Source organism: Streptomyces sp. TRM68416 (assembly GCF_014596915.1).
Lineage (GTDB): Bacteria > Actinomycetota > Actinomycetes > Streptomycetales > Streptomycetaceae > Streptomyces.
This window is the reverse complement of the sequence record NZ_JACVWU010000023.1, coordinates 1-21,309: the sequence shown is the minus strand read 5'-3', so window position 1 is coordinate 21,309 and position 21,309 is coordinate 1. Positions and strand designations below refer to the sequence as shown.

The following is a 21,309-nucleotide window of genomic DNA, read 5'->3' as shown; positions in this document are numbered from 1 at the left end:
GCTTGTGAGGTAAGGCTCAGTTCGACCGGGACGGGCCCGACCGAGGGGCTATCGCGATCTATCGTGTTTGGGTACGCTGCTGTGGTGGACCTTCAGAAGCAGACCGTGCCCGCGCCCGCTGCCGCCGCCGAGTTCCGTGCCTCCGACGCCGACCGTGACAGGATCGCCGACATCCTGCGCGAGGCGCTCGCCGAGGGCCGCCTGACCGCCGAGGAGCACGCCGAGCGCGTCGAGGGGGCGCTGGCCGCCAAGACGGTGGGCGAGCTGGAGGCCTTCGTCCGCGACCTGCCCGCCGCCCACAGGCGCCGGCCCGCCCTCGCGCCCGGCCCGCCCGCCGCGCTCCCCACCGTCCCGGACGACAACGTGGTCGCGGTCTTCAGCGCCGCCGCCCGCAAGGGCCGCTGGCGCGCCGGCCGCCGCATCCACGCGTACGCGGTCTTCGGCAGCGTCGAGATAGACCTGAGCGAGGCGCTCTTCGAGTACCAGCAGGTCGTGATCAAGGCGTTCGCGATCTTCGGCAGCGTCGAGGTCCGCGTCCCGGAGAACGTCTCGCTGCACGGCACCGGCGGCGGCATCCTCGGCAGCTTCGAGGTGGACGCGCTGGATTCCGGTGACGCCGAGGCCCCCGCCGTGCACGTGGACGGGTGGGCGGTCCTGGGTAGCGTCGAGGGCAGGGCCAGGCGCGGCAAAGTCGTGGCGGACATCCTCGATCGCGTCCAGCGCAAGGTCGACAGGGGTTTGCGCAAACACCTGGACCGTTGACGACTGCGAATCCGAGAGGAGCCACGACCGACCGGTCCGCTCATGTCGCGAGGCAGGAGCCCCCGGAATCCAGCGGTTCGGAACTCAGTGCATAGGCACGCGCACAGCGGGTAGGCCTTGCTGCATCGTCTCTCGCTCGCGAAGCCGTCGTCAGGAGTAGACCGTGCTGCAACCGCCGCATTCGTCCCTGCAGGTAGCTGCCGTTCCGGCCCAGCGGGTGCCAGTGCGGGACAGGGACCAAGACGCCCCGTGGCACACCGAGGCGGTGTGCCGGCGCGACGAGGCCGGCCTGTTCTTCGCACCCTCCAAGGAACCCACCGCCGCCCGGCTCTCCCGCGAGGAGGCCGCCAAGCGGGTCTGCGCGCGCTGCCCGGTCATGGTCGAGTGCCGCGAACACGCCCTCCTCCAGCCCGAGCCGTACGGCGTCTGGGGCGGCCTTACGGCAGCGGAGCGCCGAGTGGTCCTCGCCCGCCGCAGGCGCCGCGACCTGGAGCTGCAGAAGGCGGCCAGGGCGGCGGGCCGCATAGCGCAAGCAGGCTGAGCAACGAGAAGGGCGCCCTCACCGCACTGAGGGCGCCCCTTTTCGCTCAGGGGAGCAGTCCGACGCCAAGGGGCGCGGGGAACTGCGCGACAAGCCACGACGACCCCGCACCCGGCAACGCCACCGCACCCCAACGGCGTTACTTGGCCCGATCGAAATCGATCGCGCTGTACGCCCGCAGCTTGCTGAGCCGATGCTCGGAATCGATCTTCCGAACCGTCCCCGACTTCGACCGCATCACGATCGACTCGGTGAGCGCGGTCTCCGACCGGTACCGCACGCCCCGCAGCAGCTCCCCGTCGGTGATCCCGGTGGCGACGAAGAACACGTTGTCACCGGAGACCAGGTCGTCGGTCGTCAGCACGCGGTCGAGGTCGTGCCCCGCGTCGATGGCCCGCGCCCGCTCCTCGTCGTCCTTCGGCCACAGCTTGCCCTGGATGGTGCCGCCCAGGCACTTCACGGCGCAGGCCGAGATGATCCCCTCCGGCGTGCCGCCGATGCCGAGCAGCATGTCGACGCCGGTGCCCTCGCGCAGCGCGTAGATCGAACCCGCGACGTCACCGTCGGAGATCAGCTTGATGCGCGCTCCGGCGTCCCGGATCTCCTTGATGATGCCCTCGTGCCGGGGCCGGTCGAGGATGACCACGGTGACGTCCTCGGGCGTGGCCCGCTTGGCCTTGGCGACCCGGCGGATGTTCACCGACACGGGCGCGTCGATGTCCACGAAGTCGGCCGCCTCGGGGCCGGTGACCAGCTTGTCCATGTAGAACACGGCGGACGGGTCGAACATCGCCCCGCGCTCGGTGGCCGCGAGGACGGCGATGGCGTTGGGCATGCCCTTCGCGGTCAGTGTGGTGCCGTCGATCGGGTCGACGGCGATGTCCACCTCGGGCCCGGTCCCGTCGCCGACCCGCTCTCCGTTGAAGAGCATCGGCGCCTCGTCCTTCTCGCCCTCGCCGATGACGACCACGCCGTTCATCGACACGGTGGAGACGAGGGTGCGCATGGCGCGTACCGCGGCACCGTCCGCGCCGATCTTGTCGCCGCGCCCGACCCAGCGGCCCGCGGCCATCGCGGCTGCTTCGGTCACCCGGACGAGTTCCAGGGCGAGGTTGCGGTCGGGGGCTTCGGAGGGGACATCGAGCTCGGACGGCAGATGATGATGTTCGGTCATCGGAGCGCACCTTTCTGATACGACGACGGCCGGATGAGGGTGATGGCCACGACTCTATCGTCAGGCCGACAAAATGAGCAGGGGCCCCCACGGATGAGCGGACCAGGGCACCTGCGACGATAGGGGACGTGGCAGGTTCGAACGGCAAGCAGAAGTCGGTCCGCAACATGGTGCTCTCGCTGGGAGTGACCATCCTCGCGGCGGGGGTCATCTACGTCTTCGTCCCGCACGACGAGTCGGAGCCCGACATCAAGCGGGTGGACTACAGGGTCGAGCTGCTCACCGCGCGGCGCGCGGCGTCCTACCCGGTGGCCGCGCCCGAGGGGCTGGCCGAGGAGTGGAAGGCGACGTCCGTGCGCTTCCGGGGCGACGAGTCCGACTCCTGGCACCTCGGCTACCAGGCCCCCAACGGTGAGTACGTCCAGGTCCGGCAGTCGGCGGCGAGCAAGAAGGTCCCGTTCATCGACGAGGCCACCCAGGGCGCCCGCGAGACGAAGGCCACGCAGGAGATCGCCGGCCGGACGTGGACCCGGTACACCGGCGGCCGCTACGACGCCCTCGTGCTGAAGGAGGACGGGGCGACGACCGTGGTGGCGGGCACGGGGTCGTTCGAGCAGCTGGCGCAGATGGTGCGCGCGCTGAAGACGCAGTGACGACATACGACGAAGCTGACGACAGACGACAGACGACAGACGACGAAGCTGAAGACGCAGTGACATAGACGAAGGAGGCCCCCGGCGCGTGCCGGGGGCCTCCTTCGTCATATGTGGCTCAGACCGTGGTGACGACCTCGTCGTACGCCAGGCGCGGGGAGCGCGGGAACCAGGCGTCCTCGCCCGGCTTGCCGATGTTGACGACCATCAGCGGGGTGTGGTCGTCGTCCAGGAACTCCTTGCGGACGCCCTCGAAGTCCAGACCGGTCATCGGGCCGGCGGCGAGGCCCGCGGCGCGGACGCCGATGATGAAGTAGGCGGCCTGCAGGGCGGCGTTCATGCCGGCGGCACCCTCGCGGGCCGCGCGCTCGGCGAAGAAGACGTCCTTGGCCTGCGGGAAGTGCGGGAAGAGCGTCGGCAGCTCCTCGTGGAACTCGTTGTCCGCGGAGAGGATCGCGACCAGCGGGGCGGTGGCGGTCTTGGCCTGGTTGCCCTCGGCCATGTGCTTCACCAGACGCTCGCGGGCCTCGGCGGAGCGGACCAGGGTGATGCGCAGCGGGGTCTGGTTGAAGGCGGTCGGGCCGTACTTGACCAGGTCGTAGATCGCCTGCACCTGCTCGTCGGTCACCGGCTCGTCGGTGAAGGTGTTCGCGGTGCGGGCCTCGCGGAACAGCAGGTCCTGGGCGGCGGGGTCAAGAACGAGAGACATGCGTGAACCTTCTCGGGGTGTGCGTCGGGTCCGGGTGCCGGATCGGCTGACACGTCAACCATAACCGATAAAGTTCAATGTTCAATGAAAGTCGGGGCGCAGTGATCCGCTTCACAGCGGCACGCGGCCGGGCTACTCCTCGTCCCCGGCCTCTCCCTCCGCCGCCTCCTCCTCGGCCAGCGCCGCGTCCAGCCGCGCCCGCGCCCCGTCCAGCCGGCGCCGGCACACCTTGGCGAGCTCCTCCCCGCGCTCCCACAGCGCCAGGGACTCCTCCAGCGTCGTGCCGCCGGCCTCCAGCCGCCGTACGACCTCGATCAGCTCGTCCCGCGCCTGCTCGTACCCGAGCGCCTCATCCACCTTGCTGGTCATGCACCCACCCTAAGCATCGACTCGGACACTGAACTCGCCCTCGGAGACCCGCGCCCGCAGCACCTCGTCGCCGGTGACCTCCCCGGGGTCCCGGACGACATGGCCGTCGGCCTTCTGCAGCACGGCATACCCCCGCTTCAGGGTCGCCGCCGGAGAGAGCGCCACCACGCGCGCGTGCGTGTGCGTCAGTTCCGAGTCGGCGCGGTCCAGCAGATGGCCGAGGCAGCGGCGGCTCCGGTCGAGCAGCGAGGCCACGTGGTCGGCGCGCTCGTCGATCATCCGGTGCGGATCCTCCATCGACGGCCGGGCCAGCGCCTGGGCCAGCCCGCGCTCCTCCCGGTCGACGTAGGCCTCCACGCACCGCCGGGCCCGGTCGCGCAGCAGCCGTACGCGCTCGTACTCCTCGCCCACGTCCGGTACGACCTTCTTGGCCGCGTCGGTGGGGGTGGAGGCGCGCAGGTCGGCGACGTAGTCGAGGAGGGGAGTGTCGGGTTCGTGGCCGATCGCGGAGACCACGGGGGTCCGGCAGGCGGCGACCGCGCGGACGAGCTGTTCGTCGGAGAACGGCAGCAGGTCCTCCACGCTGCCGCCGCCGCGCGCGACCACGATCACGTCCACCTCGTCCAGCGCGTCGAGCTCCTTCACGGCCTGCACGACCTGCGGTACGGCGTGCACGCCCTGCACCGCGACGTTGCGCACCTCGAAGCGGACGGCCGGCCAGCGGTGCCGGGCGTTCTCCAGGACGTCCCGCTCGGCGGCCGAGGCGCGCCCGCACACGAGCCCGACGAGGTGCGGCAGGAAGGGCAGCGGCTTCTTCCGCTCCGGCGCGAACAGGCCCTCGCCCGCCAGGGCCTTCTTCAACTGCTCCAGGCGCGCCAGCAGCTCGCCGACGCCCACCGGCCGTATCTCCGCGGCCCGCAGCGACAACTGCCCGCGCGGGGCGTACCACTCCGGCTTCGCCAGGACGACCACGCGCGCGCCCTCGCTCACGACGTCCGCGACGGCGTCGAACACCTGCCGGTAGCAGGTGACGCTCACGGAGACGTCGTACGAGGGGTCCCGCAGCGTCAGGAACACCACGCCGGCGCCCGGCCGCCGCGACAGCTGGGTGATCTGCCCCTCGACCCACACCGCGCCGAGCCGGTCGATCCAGCCTCCGATGAGCCGCGACACCTCCCCTACGGGCAGCGGGGATTCCGCGGACGTGTTGAGTGCCATGTCGGTGAGCGTAGCCGCCGCCACCGACATCGAACCGTCCCCGTGCGGCGCACGGTTCGGCGTGGTGACGCTCCGGCGGGGAGTTACGTTCTTAGCTTCATCTCATGTCAAATTACGTATTCACGACTAAAGCGGGCGGGCGTCGGCGTCTGGCGGTCGCCCTCCTGGTCACCGCCGGAACCGCCTGCTCCGCCGCCCTCGGCAGCGCCGCCCTGGCCGTCGCGCCGGCCCGCGACACGATCGGCGTCGGCAACCCGGTGGACGGCAGCAACGGCTTCGGCGTCGTCACCGAGGGCGACGCCCTGCTCGGCAGCACCGAGTCCGAGGGACCGGTGGCGGTCGGCGGGAACCTGTCCTACGGCGACGGCTACAACGTCTCCCTGCACACCGCCGGCACCTTCGTCGCCCCCGGCGACTCCACCCCGACCGCCCTGCTGGTCGGCGGCGGCGTCGACTACGCGCGCAGCAGCTCCGTCGGCGTCCTGAAGGTGCTCGGCAACGGGTACGTGAAGATCGGCGACATGACCGGCAGCCAGGCGCTGACCACCGACGCCAACGGCGCCTCCGTCAACACCCGCGTCACGGCCTCCGGCGCCGGCTACGACTCGACCCCGCGCGTCGAGCTGACGACACAGCAGCCGGCGTCCTCCGTCGCCCAGTCCGGTCTCATGGACTTCACGTCGCTGTTCTCGACGTACCGTGACCGGGCCGACCGGATGGCCGGCTGCGCGAACAACGTGACCCTGCTGGACGGGAACGGCAACCCCCTGGCCGACCAGACGGACATCGCGGCGGGCAGCGGCGTCAAGATCTCGCTGACCGAAGGGCGAACAAACGTGCTGCGCCTGACCGGCGAGCAGCTCAACAACATCGCCGAGATCACGTTCCTGAACCATCCGTCCGCGGACACCCCGCTGGTGATCGTCGTCGACACCACGGGTACGGGCGGCGAGTTCACCTGGACGACGCCCAACCTGGCCGGCGTCTCCGGCACCGACGCGCCCTACATCCTCTGGGACTTCCCCGACGCCACGGACATCACCATCGCCTCCGGCGACACCCTTGAGGGCACGATCTACGCCCCTCGCGCCCACCTCACGGACCTCAGCCCCTCCAACATCGAGGGCGACATCATCGTGAAGTCCCTGACGGCGGGCCCCCTCTCGGACGGCCCCACGCGCGCGGCGGCCGTGAACGCCGGCGAGATCCACTACTTCCCCTTCGCGGCGACCATCGAATGCGAGGACGAGACGACGCCGTCGCCGGGGCCTAGTGAGTCGACGGGGGAGCCGACGCCGGGTCCGAGTGAGTCGACCGGGGAGCCGACGCCCGGTCCGAGTGAGTCCACCGGGGAGCCGACGCCCGGTCCGAGTGAGTCCACCGGGGAGCCGTCGCCCGGCCCGAGTGAGTCCACCGGCGTGCCGTCGCCCGGCCCGAGTGAGTCCACCGGCGTGCCGTCGCCCGGTCCGAGTGAGTCGACCGGAGAGCCCACGCCCGGTCCGAGTGAGTCCACCGGTGAGCCGACGCCCGGCCCGACCGGGTCGAGCGCGGGGCCGGAGCCGGGCCCCTCCGGGTCCACCGGCCCGCGCCCGTCGCCCAGTCACAGTGACCCGGCGCTGGCCGACACCGGCGCGGACGTCCCCGTAGGCACCCTCGCGGGCGCGGCCGCCGCACTCACCGGTGTGGGCGCCGCCGTACTGCTGTGGACGGCTCGCCGTCGCGGTCGGCACGAGGGGTGACGTGGGGGTGGGACTCGTCGCGGCGAGTCCCACCCCGCTCGGTCAGCGGTTCTTGCGGCCGGAAGGGGCCTGGGCCAGTGCGGGCCTGCTCGGGCGGGGCCCTACGTCGAGTTCCGCCCCCGTTGCGCCACCAGTACCCCCAACCCCGCCGCCAGCCAGATCGCGCCCACCACCTGGGCCGTGCCGGACGCCTCCACGATCACGGCGAGGGTGATGGCGGCCCCGGCGGCCGGGATCAGGACGTGCCGCCACCAGATCACCGGGCCGCCGCGGCGACGTACCGCGAACCAGCCGATCACACTGGCGTGGAGCAGGGTGAACGCGGTCAGCGCGCCGATGTCGACCACCGACACCAGGTGGTCCATGCCGTCGTCGCGCCGGGCCGCCCACACCGCCGCGACCAGCGTGACCGAGGCCGCGCAGAGCAGCGCGACCCTGGGCACCCCGGCGTCCGTCCTCGACAGCGCGCGCGGGAGGCGCCGGTCGCGGCCCATGGCGAAGAGCAGGCGTCCGGCCGCCGCCTGTCCGGCCAGCGCCGCGAAGGCCGCGCCGATCGCCTTGCTCACGGCCACCAGGTCGTGCAGCCACGTTCCGACGGAGGCGTCCACGGCGTCGTAGAAGGCGGAGCCCTGACGGCCGGGCTCCGCGGCCAGTTCCGCCGAGGAGGTCGGCTGAAGCAGCGCCACCAGATACGTCTGCACGACGAAGAGGACGCCCGCGAGGGCCAGGCAGAACAGCACCGCGCGCGCGACCTTCGCCGAGCCGCCCGCCCGTCTCCCACCACCACCCTTCCAGCGAGCTTCGCGCCCCCCTTGATCGACCTCCTCCGCGAAGGAGGCGATCGCGTCGAAGCCCAGGTACGACAGCACCGCGATCGACACCGCGCCCAGTACCGCCGACATCGCGAACGCCCCCTGCGTGCCGTCCCCGGACAGCGGGGACAGCCAGCCGCGCTCGGCCCCGTCCCGGGCGAGCACCACCACCGCCGAGACGACGAACACCAGCAGCACCACGATTTCCATGGCGAGCACCAGGAAGCCCACCCGGGCCGCCGTCCGCACGCCCCACAGGTTCAGCAGCGTCGTGACGACGACCGCGAGCGCCGTCCACACCCAGCGCGAGACCTCGGGAACGAGCGCCTCCATCGCGATCCCGGAGAACAGGTACGCCACCGCGGGGATCAGCAGATAGTCCAGCATCGCCATCCAGCCCGCGATGAAACCGGCCCTCGGGCCCAGCCCCGCGCGCGCGTAGGCGAACACCGAGCCCGCCTGGGGGACGACCCGCACCATCTGCGCGTAGCTGAACGCGGTGAACGCCATCGCGACCGTGGCGACGAGATAGACGAGCGCGACCGCCCCGTGGGACCTGGCGTCCAGCGTGCCGAACACGCCGACCGGCGCCATGGGCGCGATGAACAGCAGCCCGTAGACCACCAGGTCGCGAAAGCCGAGGCTGCGCCGCAGGCGGTGGTCCGCCGCGTCGGTCGTAGTCGCCGCCGTATCGATGTCGGACATGCCGCCAGTGTCCAGAACCGTCATCGACGCCGCGATCTTTGACCCGCCGAACGCGGCCTTACGATGGGGTGCATGACTGCTTCGCCTGGCCGCCGTGTCCTGCTCGCCGCCCCCCGTGGCTACTGCGCGGGTGTGGACCGCGCCGTGATCGCCGTCGAGAAAGCCCTGGAGCAGTACGGGGCTCCCGTCTACGTCCGCCACGAGATCGTGCACAACAAGTACGTCGTGCAGACCCTGGAGAAGAAGGGCGCCATCTTCGTCGAGCAGACGGAGGAGGTCCCGCCCGGCAACATCGTCATGTTCTCGGCGCACGGCGTCGCCCCCGTCGTCCACGAAGAGGCCGCGCGCGGGAAGCTCGCCACCATCGACGCCACCTGCCCGCTCGTCACCAAGGTCCACAAGGAAGCCGTCCGCTTCGCCAAGGAGGACTACGACATCCTCCTCATCGGGCACGAGGGCCACGAGGAGGTCATCGGCACCTCCGGCGAGGCCCCCGAGCACATCCAGCTCGTCGACGGACCCGAGGACGTCGCGAAGGTCGAGGTCCGCGACCCGTCCAAGATCGTGTGGCTGTCCCAGACCACGCTGAGCGTGGACGAGACGATGGAGACCGTCGACGCCCTCAAGGAGAAGTTCCCGCAGCTCGTCTCCCCGCCGAGCGACGACATCTGCTACGCCACGCAGAACCGTCAGCTCGCCGTGAAGCAGATGGGCGCCGAGGCCGAGCTGGTCATCGTCGTCGGCTCGCGCAACTCCTCCAACTCCAAGCGGCTCGTCGAGGTCGCCAAGCTCGCCGGCTCCCGCGAGGCCTACCTCGTGGACTTCGCGAGCGAGATCGACGAGGCCTGGCTGGAGGGCGTCACCACGGTGGGCGTCACTTCGGGCGCCTCGGTGCCGGAGGTGCTCGTCGAGGAGGTCCTGGAGTGGCTCGCCCAGCGCGGCTACGGCGACGTGGAGCTGGTCAAGGCGGCCGAGGAGTCCATCACCTTCTCGCTGCCCAAGGAGCTGCGCCGCGATCTGCGCGAGGAGGCCGCGGCCCTGGTCGCGGAGCGCAAGGGCACCTCGGAGGAATGACGGAAGGGCACCTCGGGGGAGTGACTGTCAGTCGTCCGTCGTAGCGTAGAGCCATGCAGATCTTCGGCGTGGACATCGGCGGTTCCGGGATCAAGGGCGCCCCTGTGGACCTGGACAGGGGCGACCTCGCGCAGGAGCGCCTGAAGGTGCTCACCCCGCAGCCGGCGACGCCGGACGCGGTGGCGGACGGCGTGCGGCAGGTCGTGGACCACTTCGGCTGGACGGGCCCGGTCGGGCTGACCTTCCCCGGCGTGGTCACCGGCGGCGCGACGATCCGTACGGCGGCCAATGTCGACAAGAGCTGGATCGACACCGACGCGCGCGCGTTGTTCGGCGAGCGGCTGGGCGGACTGCCGGTGACGGTGGTCAACGACGCGGACGCGGCGGGCGTGGCCGAGATGGAGTTCGGCGCGGGCCGGGACCGCAAGGGCACCGTCATCCTGCTGACCTTCGGCACGGGCATCGGCAGCGCCCTGTTCGTCGACGGCGTCCTGGTGCCCAACACCGAGCTGGGCCACCTGGAGCTGCACGGCCACGACGCGGAGAAGCGGGCCTCCAGCAAGGCCAGGGAGGACGAGGACCTGACCTGGGAGCACTGGGCCCGCCGGGTCCAGAAGTACCTCGCCCATGTCGAGATGCTGTTCTCGCCGGAGCTGTTCGTCATCGGCGGCGGCGTCAGCCGCAAGGCCCACAAGTTCCTGCCCCACATCGAGGGCATCAAGGCGGAGATCGTCCCGGCGCAGCTCCAGAACAACGCGGGGATCGTCGGGGCGGCGATGCGGGCGGCGAAGGGCTAGGTCAGGCCTAGGTCAGGTCAGGGCTGGGTCACGCCGGGGGACGGTTCCGCGCCACCCTGCGCCGCATCAGGCGCACCTTCCGTACGGTCACGATCACCCCGGCGAGGAGTGTCCCGCCGTACAGCCACCCGGCCTCGGTCGCCAGGGCGGTGAAGAGGCCCATCAGCCGGTCGCCGGTCCCGTCGCCGCTGTCGGCGACGAGCACCAGCCCGAGGACGAAGGCGATCGGCACGACGATGACCGCGGTCACCAGGTCCGCCTTGCGCACCCAGGCCGCGGTCAGCACGCACACCGGCAGGAACAGCACGCCGTAGACCGTCGGCGAGGCCCCGAACAGCAGGGCGTCCAGCCCGCCCAGCGCGAGCATCAGCGCCGTGCAGAACAGCCCGACGCCGAGCCCGGTGAGCCGGGGGTTCGGCAGCCGCCGTACGGCACGGACGACGGGGGGCGGGGGGCGGCGTACGGCGGCGGGGGGACGGCGGGGCCCCGCGCCGCGTGCCTGCGTGCCGCGTGCCTGCGCATCGCGTGTACCGCCCCTGGCCTGCGGCGGCAGGGGCGCGCTACCGCGTCGCGTTCCGCGCTGCCCCTGCTGCCCGTCCTGCGCGGGGCGTGTCCTGTGTTGCTCCACTGGACCAACTTAGGTCTGTTTATGTGTCGAATCGCCCATCAGACACGCCGACGGTCCGAGCTTGACCATGCGTTCGAGAGGTCGCCGGGCCGGTGCCGGGGCACGCCGTAGACTGGTGGACCGGCCCAGCCTCCAGTTCTCTCCTCTCACGTACGGGAAGTCGCAACGTGTCGCTCACGATCGGAATCGTCGGTCTGCCGAATGTCGGCAAGTCGACCCTGTTCAACGCCCTGACCAAGAACGACGTGCTGGCGGCCAACTACCCGTTCGCCACGATCGAGCCGAACGTCGGCGTGGTCGGCGTCCCCGACGCCCGGCTCACCAAGCTGGCCGAGATCTTCGGCTCCCAGCGCATCCTCCCGGCGACCGTGGACTTCGTCGACATCGCCGGCATCGTGCGCGGCGCGTCCGAGGGCGAGGGCCTGGGCAACAAGTTCCTGGCGAACATCCGCGAGTCCGACGCGATCTGCCAGGTCATCCGCGCCTTCAAGGACGAGAACGTCGTCCACGTCGACGGCAAGGTCTCGCCCAAGGACGACATCGAGACGATCAACACCGAGCTGATCCTCGCCGACCTCCAGACCATCGAGAAGGTCCTCCCGCGCCTCCAGAAGGAGTCGCGCATCAAGAAGGACATCGCGCCGAAGGTCAAGGCCGTCGAGGAGGCCAAGGAGATCCTGGAGAAGGGCGACACCCTCTTCTCCCAGGGCATCGTCCAGGGCAGCGAGCGCGCGGAACTCCTCCACGACCTGCACCTCCTCACCACCAAGCCCTTCCTCTACGTCTTCAATGTCGACGAGGACGAGCTGACCGACGAAGCCTTCAAGGACGAGCAGCGCGCCCTGGTCGCCCCCGCCGAGGCGATCTTCCTCAACGCCAAGCTGGAGGCGGACCTCGCCGAGCTCGACGAGGACGACGCCATGGAACTCCTGGAGTCGGTGGGCGCCGAGGAACCGGGCCTCGCCACCCTCGCCCGCGTCGGCTTCGACACCCTCGGCCTCCAGACCTACCTCACGGCCGGCCCCAAGGAATCCCGCGCCTGGACCATCAAGAAGGGCGCCACGGCCCCCGAGGCGGCCGGCGTGATCCACACCGACTTCCAGAAGGGCTTCATCAAGGCCGAGGTCATCTCCTTCGCCGACCTGGTCGAAACCGGCTCGGTCGCCGAGGCCCGCGCCAAGGGCAAGGCGCGGATGGAGGGCAAGGAGTATGTGATGCAGGACGGGGATGTGGTGGAGTTCCGTTTCAACGTGTAGCCGTGCGCTTACGGCATGTTAGGCACTGAGTCAAACATGCACGTCAGAAGGGGTCGGTCTCTGTCGAGTCCGACCCCTTCGTCGTCACCGTGCTGGATGGGTGCTGGATATTCTGACGTGTGGTCAGCGGTGGTCAGGTGTCGTAAACGGTGGACCGGTGTCCCACGTGAACGACCCAGACCACCAGTTTCCCGTTGTCGATCGTGTAGACGACGCGGTAGTCGCCAACCCGTAGCCGTCGGCGGTCTGGCTGGGACACGAGCGCGGTGGTGTTGAAGCCGAGCGGATCGCTTTCCAGCTCGGTCAGCTTGGCCAGGATGCGCAGCGCCATCTCGCGCGGGATCTTCCGAAGCTCGGCCTGCGCCTCGGGGCGGAAGACGGTTCGGTACTCACTCACTGCGCGCCAGCGTCTCCCTCATGATGTCCTCGATCGGGATGCCGGGTGCAGGGTTGGCCATGCGCTCGTCGATGATCCGGTTGATCTCGCGCTCTTCCCACTCCTGGTATTTGCGCAGTACCTCGATGGAGACGATGGCGGCGACTTCCTTGCCGCGGCGCGTGATCACGGTGGGTACGTCGTCGCGGTCGGCGCGCTCCACGACCTCCGCCAAATGCGCGCGCACGTCGCGGATGGACTCTATGGGCAGCGGCTGCGTCATGCGCTCAAGTGTACCGAGTGTCCCATGTGTACACAACGGATACAGGGGTGGAGTGCAGGCCTCCTTCCTTACGGCTGCGCGGCGGCGCGGCTGCGGGTACTGGATCTGCTGGATGAACTCGCACCGTGCTGGACTGGTGCTGGACAGAGGCTTCGAAATCGACGTTCTGACTGAGCCGGGAAGGCGCGTGCCGACTCCGGTCGGTACACGGCGGAGCGACTACGTCGCTTCGTCGGCCTGCGGCTGGATTGCCTGCAGGTGCTCGTAGAGGAAGGGGACGTCGAGACGTGTGTCAGCAACGCGATCGCGTACTTCGGTGAGGAGCCAACCCAGCAGCTCGGCAGTGGCGTCGTACTCATCGTAGAAACCCATGCGCAGGTCGGTGATCTCGTACTCGAACATCACGTCGTCAACGAAGTCCGTCAAGTGCGCGTCGGCGGCTGGGGTATTGGTCGCGGTCCATGTGTCCAGCCAAGGACGCAGGCTGTTGGTGGCCACAGTGATGACGCTGAGGGATTCCCTGACGGGTACGGGGCTGGGGTGGGTGTGCAGCGTGCTCTGCCACCAGGCGGACCAGACGTTCCGTAGGGCCTCGGTCAAGGGCAAGTCCCAGGTGGTCCAGCCTGCTTGAACCAGGCGGGAGGCGATGAGTTGCTCGTCGACAGGGAGCTGGCCGGTGACGAGTGAGCGAAGGATGCGCGGGACGAGGCGGCGATAGAGGCGAGGGAAGTCCCCCCAATGATCAGGTACCTCTTGGGCCACCGAGGAGACCATGTCGTCGGTTATGAGGTGCAGCGGGCCGGAGAGTTCGGCGAAGTTCTGCTCGCCGTAGCAGTAGGTGCAGCCTGTGACGAGGGAGGGGGCTTCTGAGGCGAAGACGCGGTCCAGGGCATCGAGAGCTGTCGCAAGCTGCTCAGAGCAAGACATGAAGACCTGCCGGGGGACTCCGTCCGGGGGACCGGCGAAGGCTGCAGGCTATCAGGCCGCCCCCGCCTCACGTAGCTGCCGTCGAGGGCTGTGGCTGGGGCTACGGACGGGTCCAGCCGTTGGCGAAGTCGCAGTGGAGGTCCGTCCAGCGGTGCTGTTCGGCGGGGGTGTAGCTGGGGTAGCCAAGGTGTCCCACGTCCTTGGTCCACTCGTCCCAGAGGCCGTCGGGCTCCGCGAAGCGGTCGGCGTGGTGGGTGCCGAGGAGGGCTTCCAGTTCCTCGTCGGTGATCGCGGCGGCGTCATTGAGCAGGTGTCGGGTGAAGCGATTGGTGTGCCGCCACCGGGGGCCCAGAAGCCGTCCGCCGTTCAGTACGAGGTAGCGCGGGAGGCCCCCGTACGTCCTCGTCACATAGCTCTCGATCACATGGCCGTAGCCGATCTCCTCGGGGTGCTGGGACGGCATCGCTCACCTCTCCGGGCGCAGGTCGGTCCGGTCTATCCAGGCGGGGGCGACGAAGACGCCGTCGCCGACGGGGGCTTCGGAGGCTTCCAGGAGGGGACCGGGGTAGGAGTCGCTCACCTGCGCAGTCTTCTTGCAGGGCCTGCCGGTGTGCCAGGGATTTCGCCGACTTGGAGACCCTGTGGGCGGCTGGGGTAGTAGCCGTGCGACTGGGTTTGTGGTCGCCGTGCTGGTGGTGGGGCGGGGGCCGTCCTCGCGGTGGGCGTCATCCCTGTGGTGCGGAACGCGTCCATCCGGCTCGTACGGAGTCGTCATGCGTACCCACGGGCCGCGCCGCCGATATGGCCCGGTCAGAGACCCGTACCGCACGATCCTCCCCGGTACCCGGTCGGCTCGCACCGACATGTTCCGCAGGCACAGGGCAAGGGAGACAGACGGTGACCACGGTGCCGGGGCGGTTGCAGGTCCGGGAGCTGAGGCTTGGTGCGGTTGGGCAGGCGGGGCCCCGGGCCGTCGGGGGCACCGAAGTGTGGTTCGTGGACGGGGAGTCGGGGGGTGTCGGCGACGGGGGGCCGCTGCTCGGGGTGCTGGGCCCGGAGGAGCGTCGGCGCGCTTCGGAGATGCGGGAGGCGGCGGACCGGGCCACCTATCGGGCCGCGCACGTCGGGCTGCGCCTGCTGGTGGGGGGTGTCCTCGGGGTGGCGCCGGCCGAGGTGGCGTTCGTCCGGGAGCCCTGTCCCGGCTGCGGGCTCGCGCACGGCCGGCCCGCGGTGGTGGGCGGCTCCGTGCACTTCTCGCTGTCGCACTGCGAGCGGTACGCGATGATCGCGCTGTCGCCGGTACGGGTGGGCGCGGACCTCGAACGGATCCCGACGGGCCGTGCCGCCGACGCGGTCGTCGCGGCACTGCACCCGCGGGAGCGTGCCGAGCTCCGGGCGCTGTGCGCCGCGGACCGCGGACGCGAACTGGCGCGGGTGTGGACCCGCAAGGAGGCGTATCTCAAGGGCCTGGGCATCGGGCTCGGGCGTGATGTCGGGCTTGATTACGTCGGTACGGCGCGGCCCGCGATCGCGGGGTGGCGGCTGCGCGAAGTCGCGGCACCCGAGGGGTACTTCGCAGCCGTGGCCGAGGAGGAGGAACCGGCCGGGATTGTGGGCCTGTTGGGCTGAGTCGGGCCGGGCCGGGCCGGCGAGCTCGGTCTTCGCGCGCGGGCGTGCTCGTGTCGTAGGGGGAGTACCCGCTGCTGACCTGCGGTGATATCGCCGTATAGGGCTGGTATGGCGTGTGTTTCGACACTGGCTGCATGCTTGAATCCGGCCACCGACCCATGGTCCTGCTCACGGGGGACGTCCGCCCTGCCCTCGACGGGCACCTGGGCCACGGCGAGCGGGCCCGGCTGCTCGAGGACCTCGCCGGTGCCGAATCCGTGGTCATCGGGGACGACATCGTCCTGGACCGAGAGGCGCTCGATGCCGCTCCCGCGCTCGGGATCGTCGCACGGGCCGGGGCCGGCGCGGACCACGTGGACCTGGAGGCCGTCGCCGAAGCCGGCGTACGGCTCGTGTCACCGGACGAACTCCTCCGCAGGGCCGTCGACTTGCCGGCGGGCGGGGCGCCGGCCGCCTTCGTTTACCCCGAACGGCCCGGCGGCGTGGGCGTGTTGGGCGAGGTACTGGTCGACGCGGAGGTCAACATCGAGCACCTCGCCGCCGTGGTCCGTGACAAGGAGAGCGGAACGGCGATCGCCGTGCTCGGCACGGACGGCCCCGTCCCTGCGCACCCGCTGCACACGCTGGACACCGCGACCGTACGCGTCGGTGCCTTCCGCAGCTTCGGGGCGCCGGTGGCGTGACAGCGGATTTCCGGTCGGCTCGTCCCGGCCGGCGTCGGGTAATACCCCGAGCTGCCCATGGGCCCGCTGCGGCCCGACATTGCGAAAGGACCCACTTCATGCACGACCGTGACTGGTCGCCCCTTGAGATCACGCCGCAGAGCGCCGGCGCACCGGCGACCTCCGAGGGCCTGGTCGGCCATCTCGACGGGCTGGCCGACCGTCTTGCCGAGCTGCTGACCCGCGAGAAGGCCCTGGTCTTCCGGGGCTTCGGGGTCGCCCCCGGTGAACTCGACCCGGTGCTCGACCGGCTGCTGCCCCGCCGACTCGCCTACGTGAACGGCAACTCGCCGCGCACCAAGGTCGGTTCCAATGTCTACACCTCGACCGAGTACCCGGCCGAGTTCACGATCTCCATGCACAACGAGTTGTCGTACGCCGCGAGTTGGCCGACACGGCTCGCGTTCTACTGCGAGACGGCCGCCGAGACAGGGGGCGCCACCCCGGTCGTGGACGCGGCGCTCTGGCTGGAGTCCCTCGACCCCGAGATCCGCGAGGCCTACCGGGCCGGAGTGCGCTACACGCAGAACCTGCACGCGGGCGCGGGCCTCGGCAAGAGCTGGCAGGACACCTTCGAGACCGACGACCGCGGCCTGGTCGACGCGTATCTGAAGGAGGCCGGTTCGGACTGGGAGTGGCGCGCGGACGGCAGTCTGTACGTCAGCACGCTGCGGCCGTCCACCACCACGCACCCCGTCACCGGCACCGAGGTCTGGTTCAACCAGTCCGACCAGTGGCATCCGGCGGCGCTCGGCGACGACACCGCGAAGGCGCTGGCGCAGATCATGCCGGTGCGGGAACTGCCGCAGTACGTCACCTTCGCCGACGGCACTCCCATCCCGGACGAGTACGTCCTCCAGGTCCGCGACCGGGGCCTCGAACACGCCGTCGATGTCGACTGGCGCCAGGGCGACGTGCTGCTCATCGACAACCTCCTCGTCGCCCACGGCCGGCGTCCGTTCACCGGGAAGCGCCGCGTCCTGGTGGCGATGACCGACTGAGCCACCCGGTACGACGGAGGGGATGCCCGGCAGCGGCGGACGCCGGGCGTCCCCTCCGTATGCCCCGGGGGCCGCATGCCGCCGTATAGGACCGATATGGCGGCACGCCCGAAGCTGGCCGGGCTGTAACCGAATTCCTGCGCGCATCGAACTCCGCGCAGCCGGATTCCCCGCGGATCCCATTCCGTGCGAGTCGAATCCCTGGACGAACCCGAACCCGAACCCGAACCCGAACTCCGCACACCCACAGGAGCAACCGTGTCCGACACGCAGACCGCCCCCACCCACCGCGTCGTGCTCAACGACGAGGAGCAGTACTCGATCTGGTGGGCCGACCGTGACCTGCCCGCCGGCTGGAGGGCCGAGGGCACCGAGGGCAGCCGCGAGGAGTGCCTCGCCCACATCGAGCAGGTCTGGACGGACATGCGCCCGGCGAGCCTGCGCCGGCGCATGGAAGCCCAGGCCGCCTGACCGGTCACCGGCCCCCGTAGACATCCGCGCCTCATCGCACAAGGAGTGCACCTCGCATGATCCCTGCACCACGGACGCAAGCTCCGGCCGAGACCGCGCTCGTCCCCGAGCTCGTCGCGCGTCAGGCGGCGCGTACGCCCGGGGCCACTGCCGTCCTCGCGGACGGTGTGCGGATGTCCTACGGGGAGCTGGACCGCAGGTCGGCCGGGCTCGCCGGTCGGCTTCGCGAGCTGGGCGCCGGCCCCGAGGCGCCCGTCGGAATCCTCCTCGGCCGCAGCGGTGACCTCGTGGTCGCCCTGCTGGCCGTGCTGCGGGCCGGGGCGCCGTACCTCGCGCTGGACGCCGGGGCCCCGCAGACCCGGCTCGACGCCCTCGTCGCGGCCTCCGGCACCCGTCTGATCCTGTGCGACCCGGCGACCTCGCAGGCGGGCGCGGCCACCGGCGCCGCCGTTGTCCGTCCCACGGAGAGCGGCGAACCGGTCGCCGACCGTCCCACGGAGACCGGCGAACCGGTCGCCGTCCGCGCCGGCCTGCACGGACAGGATGCCGCGTACATCCTGCACACCTCGGGGAGCACCGGCACGCCCAAGGGCGTGGTCGTTCCCCATCAAGGCCTCGCCGCGATGGTCAACGGCACCGCCGACCTGCTGCGGCTGACACCCGAGGACCGCGTGCTGCACCGCACCCCCCTCGTCTTCGACGCCCACGTCTGGGAGATCTTCGCCCCTCTGATCCGCGGCGCCGCCGTCGTGCTCGCGCCCGACGCCGACCGTGACCCGGCGACCGTCCTGCACACCATCGCGGAGCAGCAGGTCAGCGTCGTCCAGGCGGTGCCCACCATCTGGCGCCAGATGGTCCTTGAGGACGGCTGGGACCGCTGCACCACCCTGCGCGCACTGGTCTCGGGCGGCGAGCGGCTGAGCACCGAACTCGCCGACCGGCTGACCGAGTTGAGCGGCGCGGAGGTGTGGAACGTCTACGGCCCCACCGAATGCACCGTCAACGCCACCGCGTACCGCTTCACCCCGGGCGCGGCCGCCGGAGACGTACCCATCGGCCGCCCGCTGCCGCGCACCCGCGTGCTCGTGACGGACACCGCCGGAACCCCCGTCGGCATCGGTGTTCCCGGTGAACTCCTCATCGGCGGGGTCCAGTTGGCCCGCGGATACCTCCACCGCCCCGATCAGACCGCCGAGCGCTTCGTGCCCGACCCGATCGCCCAGGACGGCAGCCGCCTCTACCGCACCGGCGACCGGGTGCGCTGGCGCGCGGACGGGCAGCTCGAATACCTGGGCCGGATCGACGAACAGCTCAAGGTCAACGGCGTCCGCCTCGAACCGGCCGAAGTCGAGGCCGCGCTGCTCGGTCACCCCGGGGTCGCCGCCGCGGCGGTCGCTCCCTACACCGCGGCCGGCGACACCCAGCAGCTCGCCGCATACGTCGTACGGGCACCCGGCGCAGAGCGTGACGTACCGCTCGACGTCCTGCTGCGCGGCCATCTGATCGAGCGGCTGCCGAGCACGCACCTGCCCGCGCTCTTCGTGGAACTCGACGACATCCCCCGCACCACGAGCGGCAAGACCGACCGCCGCGCTCTGCCCCACCCGCTCGCCGCCCCCACCGCCGACCAGACCCCCGCGGCAGGCGACCGCACCGCGCCCAGCACCGCGGCGCAGTTGCTCATCGCCGAGGCCTGGCGCGATCTGCTCAGGCCCGCCGACGACCTCGCGGTGCAGGACGACTTCTTCCGCCTCGGCGGCACCTCCCTGCAGCTCACCCGCCTCGTCACCAGGCTGCGCGCCACCACCGGCCGCGAGGTCACCCTGCAGTCGCTCCTCGGCGCGACCACCCTGGCCGCGCAGGCGGAGCTGATCGACGGGGCGGCAGCCACCCCGCAGGCACCCATCGCGCGCGCGGACCGCAGCCGCGGCCTCCCCCTGTCGTACGAGCAGCGACGGCTCTGGTTCATGGACAAGCTGAATCCGGCAAGTCCCGAATGGGTCGCCGGACTCCTGCTCAAGCTGCCCGCGGACGCGACCCGCGAGCACGCCGAGACCGCACTGAACGCCCTGATCGCCCGGCACGAAGCACTGCGCACCGCCTACACCGAGGAGGCCGGGGAGCCGCGCCAGCACATCCTGCCCGAGGTACGCGTCGAACTGCCCGAGACCGGCACGGACCGGGACGCCCTGCCCGGCCACCTGGTGACGCTGCTCGGCCGCGGATTCGCCCTGGACGGCACGGAACCACTGCTGCGGGCCCGCCTGTTCGACCTCGGCGACGGGCGGCGGATCGTCGCCGTCGCCCTCCACCACATCACGACCGACGGCTGGTCGACCGCCGTCCTGGAGCGCGAGTTCGCCGAGCTGATCGGTGCCGCGGTACGCGGCACGGAGCCGGTGCTGCCGCAGCTCGCGGTGCAGTATGCCGACTATGCGGTCTGGCAGCGCGAGCACCTCACCGACGCGGCCGTCGCGGACGAGCTCGCGCACTGGCGGGAGGTGCTCGACGGACTCGAACCGCTCGAACTCCCCACGGACCGGCCGCGTCCCGCGGTGCGCGACGGCCGCGGATCGATCGTGCCCTTCACGGTGCCGGCCGCCACGGCGCGGCGCCTCGACGAGGTGGCGCGACAGGCGGGGACGACACGCTTCGCGGTCGTACTCACCGCCTTCGCGACCGTGCTCGCGCGGCACACCGGGCAGTGGGACATACCCGTCGGCACCCCGGTCGCGGGGCGCGGACGGGCCGAACTCGACGGTGTCGTGGGCTTCTTCCTCAACAACGTCGTGCTGCGCTGCCGCCTCGACCCGGCGCAGGACTTCGCCCGGGCGGTGGCCGGTGCCGGCGAGGTGACGAAGGACGCCTTCGCCCATCAGGAGCTGCCCTTCGACCTGCTCGTGGACGCCCTCGTGCCGGACCGCGACCTGTCGCGCACCCCGCTGTTCCAGGTGGCCGTCGACCTGCACGACGAGGACTTCAACGGGCCGGTCGACGAGGACTTCGAGACGATCCGGCAGCTGTGGCGGATCACGCACACGGACCTCACACTGCTGCTCCGCCCCGACCGCGACGGTGGTCTGACGGGTGGCCTCGAATTCGCCACGTCGCTCTTCGACGAGACGACCGCCCGCAGGCTCGCGGACCACCTCGGCCGCCTGCTGGCCGCGGCGGTACAGGCCCCGGCCACGCCGCTCGACGACCTCGACATGGTGCCCACGCAGGAGCTGGAGCGGCTCGACGCGTGGGGCAGCGGTGAGGGTGCGGTGCGTGCGGATGTGCCGGTGCCGGTGGTGTTCGCGGAGCGGGCGGCGGCGGTTCCTGGTGCGGTGGCGGTGGAGGGTGCTGGTTTCTCGCTGTCGTTCGGGGAGTTGGAGGCGGCGTCGAATCGGTGGGCCTCGTATCTGGGTTCGGCCGGGGTGGGTCGTGGCTCGGTGGTGGGTGTGCTGCTGGGGCGGGGGGC

The 21,309-nt window shown here is 71.0% G+C and carries 22 protein-coding genes; 12 read left to right on the top strand and 10 right to left on the bottom strand.

Features of this window, described 5'->3' with window-relative positions:
* Positions 1-84: 84 nt before the first annotated feature.
* Positions 85-762, top strand: a complete 678-nt coding sequence (locus ICC28_RS30860; RefSeq protein ID WP_188292062.1) for a DUF1707 domain-containing protein — start codon at positions 85-87, stop codon at positions 760-762.
* A gap of 163 nt (positions 763-925) precedes the next feature.
* Positions 926-1,303 carry a WhiB family transcriptional regulator gene (locus ICC28_RS30855; protein ID WP_188292061.1) on the top strand — a complete coding sequence of 126 codons (378 nt, stop codon included), beginning with the start codon at positions 926-928 and terminating at the stop codon, positions 1,301-1,303.
* A 139-nt stretch (positions 1,304-1,442) separates the two neighbouring features.
* Here ICC28_RS30855 and glpX read toward each other — a convergent pair whose 3' ends face one another.
* Positions 1,443-2,477, bottom strand: a complete 1,035-nt coding sequence (glpX, locus tag ICC28_RS30850) for a class II fructose-bisphosphatase (protein WP_188292060.1) — start codon at positions 2,475-2,477, stop codon at positions 1,443-1,445.
* A 128-nt stretch (positions 2,478-2,605) separates the two neighbouring features.
* Here glpX and ICC28_RS30845 point away from each other — a divergent pair, with 128 nt between their 5' ends.
* On the top strand, positions 2,606-3,130 hold the full coding sequence (locus ICC28_RS30845) for a DUF4245 domain-containing protein (protein WP_188292059.1): 525 nt from the start codon (positions 2,606-2,608) through the stop codon (positions 3,128-3,130).
* A 118-nt stretch (positions 3,131-3,248) separates the two neighbouring features.
* Here ICC28_RS30845 and ICC28_RS30840 read toward each other — a convergent pair whose 3' ends face one another.
* The 3 genes from ICC28_RS30840 to xseA form a co-directional block, all read right to left on the bottom strand.
* Entirely contained in the window at positions 3,249-3,839 is a 591-nt protein-coding gene (locus ICC28_RS30840; protein WP_188292058.1) for a malonic semialdehyde reductase, read from the bottom strand.
* A 132-nt stretch (positions 3,840-3,971) separates the two neighbouring features.
* Positions 3,972-4,208, bottom strand: a complete 237-nt coding sequence (locus ICC28_RS30835) for an exodeoxyribonuclease VII small subunit (protein ID WP_188292057.1) — start codon at positions 4,206-4,208, stop codon at positions 3,972-3,974.
* Between the two features lie 9 nt (positions 4,209-4,217).
* Positions 4,218-5,426, bottom strand: a complete 1,209-nt coding sequence (gene xseA, locus ICC28_RS30830) for an exodeoxyribonuclease VII large subunit (protein ID WP_188292056.1) — start codon at positions 5,424-5,426, stop codon at positions 4,218-4,220.
* Between the two features lie 104 nt (positions 5,427-5,530).
* Between xseA and ICC28_RS30825 the strand changes: the two genes are divergently transcribed.
* Entirely contained in the window at positions 5,531-7,165 is a 1,635-nt protein-coding gene (locus ICC28_RS30825) for a collagen-binding domain-containing protein (protein WP_188292055.1), read from the top strand.
* A 101-nt stretch (positions 7,166-7,266) separates the two neighbouring features.
* Here the strand turns inward: ICC28_RS30825 and ICC28_RS30820 are convergent, their stop codons facing one another.
* Positions 7,267-8,682: an APC family permease gene (locus ICC28_RS30820; protein WP_188292054.1), complete on the bottom strand. Its 1,416-nt coding sequence runs from the start codon at positions 8,680-8,682 to the stop codon at positions 7,267-7,269.
* 72 nt (positions 8,683-8,754) lie between these two features.
* Here ICC28_RS30820 and ICC28_RS30815 point away from each other — a divergent pair, with 72 nt between their 5' ends.
* Positions 8,755-9,756 carry a 4-hydroxy-3-methylbut-2-enyl diphosphate reductase gene (locus tag ICC28_RS30815; RefSeq protein WP_188292053.1) on the top strand — a complete coding sequence of 334 codons (1,002 nt, stop codon included), beginning with the start codon at positions 8,755-8,757 and terminating at the stop codon, positions 9,754-9,756.
* Between the two features lie 53 nt (positions 9,757-9,809).
* Positions 9,810-10,553, top strand: coding sequence for a polyphosphate--glucose phosphotransferase (gene ppgK, locus ICC28_RS30810; RefSeq protein ID WP_188292052.1), 744 nt, complete (start codon positions 9,810-9,812; stop codon positions 10,551-10,553).
* Positions 10,554-10,581: 28 nt separating this feature from the next.
* Here ppgK and ICC28_RS30805 read toward each other — a convergent pair whose 3' ends face one another.
* Complete coding sequence (locus ICC28_RS30805) at positions 10,582-11,181, bottom strand: DUF6542 domain-containing protein (RefSeq protein ID WP_188292051.1); 600 nt, start codon at positions 11,179-11,181, stop codon at positions 10,582-10,584.
* Positions 11,182-11,348: 167 nt separating this feature from the next.
* On the opposite strand from ICC28_RS30805, the gene ychF reads away from it, so the two are divergent.
* A complete protein-coding gene (gene ychF, locus ICC28_RS30800) occupies positions 11,349-12,437 on the top strand; it encodes a redox-regulated ATPase YchF (RefSeq protein ID WP_188292050.1) in 1,089 nt (362 codons plus the stop codon).
* Between the two features lie 133 nt (positions 12,438-12,570).
* On the opposite strand, the gene ICC28_RS30795 is transcribed toward ychF, so the two are convergent.
* The 4 genes from ICC28_RS30795 to ICC28_RS30780 all read right to left on the bottom strand — a co-directional run bounded on the left by ICC28_RS30795 (position 12,571) and on the right by ICC28_RS30780 (position 14,486).
* The gene (locus tag ICC28_RS30795) at positions 12,571-12,834 is read right to left on the bottom strand and encodes a type II toxin-antitoxin system RelE family toxin (protein WP_188292049.1); all 264 of its coding nucleotides are present in this window, start codon (positions 12,832-12,834) and stop codon (positions 12,571-12,573) included.
* Entirely contained in the window at positions 12,827-13,096 is a 270-nt protein-coding gene (locus tag ICC28_RS30790; protein ID WP_188292048.1) for a type II toxin-antitoxin system Phd/YefM family antitoxin, read from the bottom strand. The genes ICC28_RS30795 and ICC28_RS30790 overlap by 8 nt, the downstream gene beginning before the upstream one ends.
* A 219-nt stretch (positions 13,097-13,315) precedes the next feature.
* On the bottom strand, positions 13,316-14,023 hold the full coding sequence (locus ICC28_RS30785) for a hypothetical protein (RefSeq protein WP_188292047.1): 708 nt from the start codon (positions 14,021-14,023) through the stop codon (positions 13,316-13,318).
* 100 nt (positions 14,024-14,123) lie between these two features.
* Complete coding sequence (locus ICC28_RS30780; protein ID WP_188292046.1) at positions 14,124-14,486, bottom strand: DUF6000 family protein; 363 nt, start codon at positions 14,484-14,486, stop codon at positions 14,124-14,126.
* Positions 14,487-14,920: 434 nt separating this feature from the next.
* On the opposite strand from ICC28_RS30780, the gene ICC28_RS30775 reads away from it, so the two are divergent.
* The 5 genes from ICC28_RS30775 to ICC28_RS30755 all read left to right on the top strand — a co-directional run.
* Complete coding sequence (locus ICC28_RS30775; protein ID WP_317454131.1) at positions 14,921-15,652, top strand: 4'-phosphopantetheinyl transferase family protein; 732 nt, start codon at positions 14,921-14,923, stop codon at positions 15,650-15,652.
* A 134-nt stretch (positions 15,653-15,786) separates the two neighbouring features.
* Complete coding sequence (locus tag ICC28_RS30770; protein ID WP_188292044.1) at positions 15,787-16,335, top strand: hypothetical protein; 549 nt, start codon at positions 15,787-15,789, stop codon at positions 16,333-16,335.
* 98 nt (positions 16,336-16,433) lie between these two features.
* A complete protein-coding gene (locus ICC28_RS30765; RefSeq protein WP_188292043.1) occupies positions 16,434-17,375 on the top strand; it encodes a TauD/TfdA family dioxygenase in 942 nt (313 codons plus the stop codon).
* Between the two features lie 258 nt (positions 17,376-17,633).
* A complete protein-coding gene (locus tag ICC28_RS30760; protein ID WP_188292042.1) occupies positions 17,634-17,846 on the top strand; it encodes an MbtH family protein in 213 nt (70 codons plus the stop codon).
* A 56-nt stretch (positions 17,847-17,902) separates the two neighbouring features.
* On the top strand, positions 17,903-21,309 hold a 3,407-nt coding region (locus ICC28_RS30755), incomplete at its 3' end, for a non-ribosomal peptide synthetase (protein ID WP_188292041.1).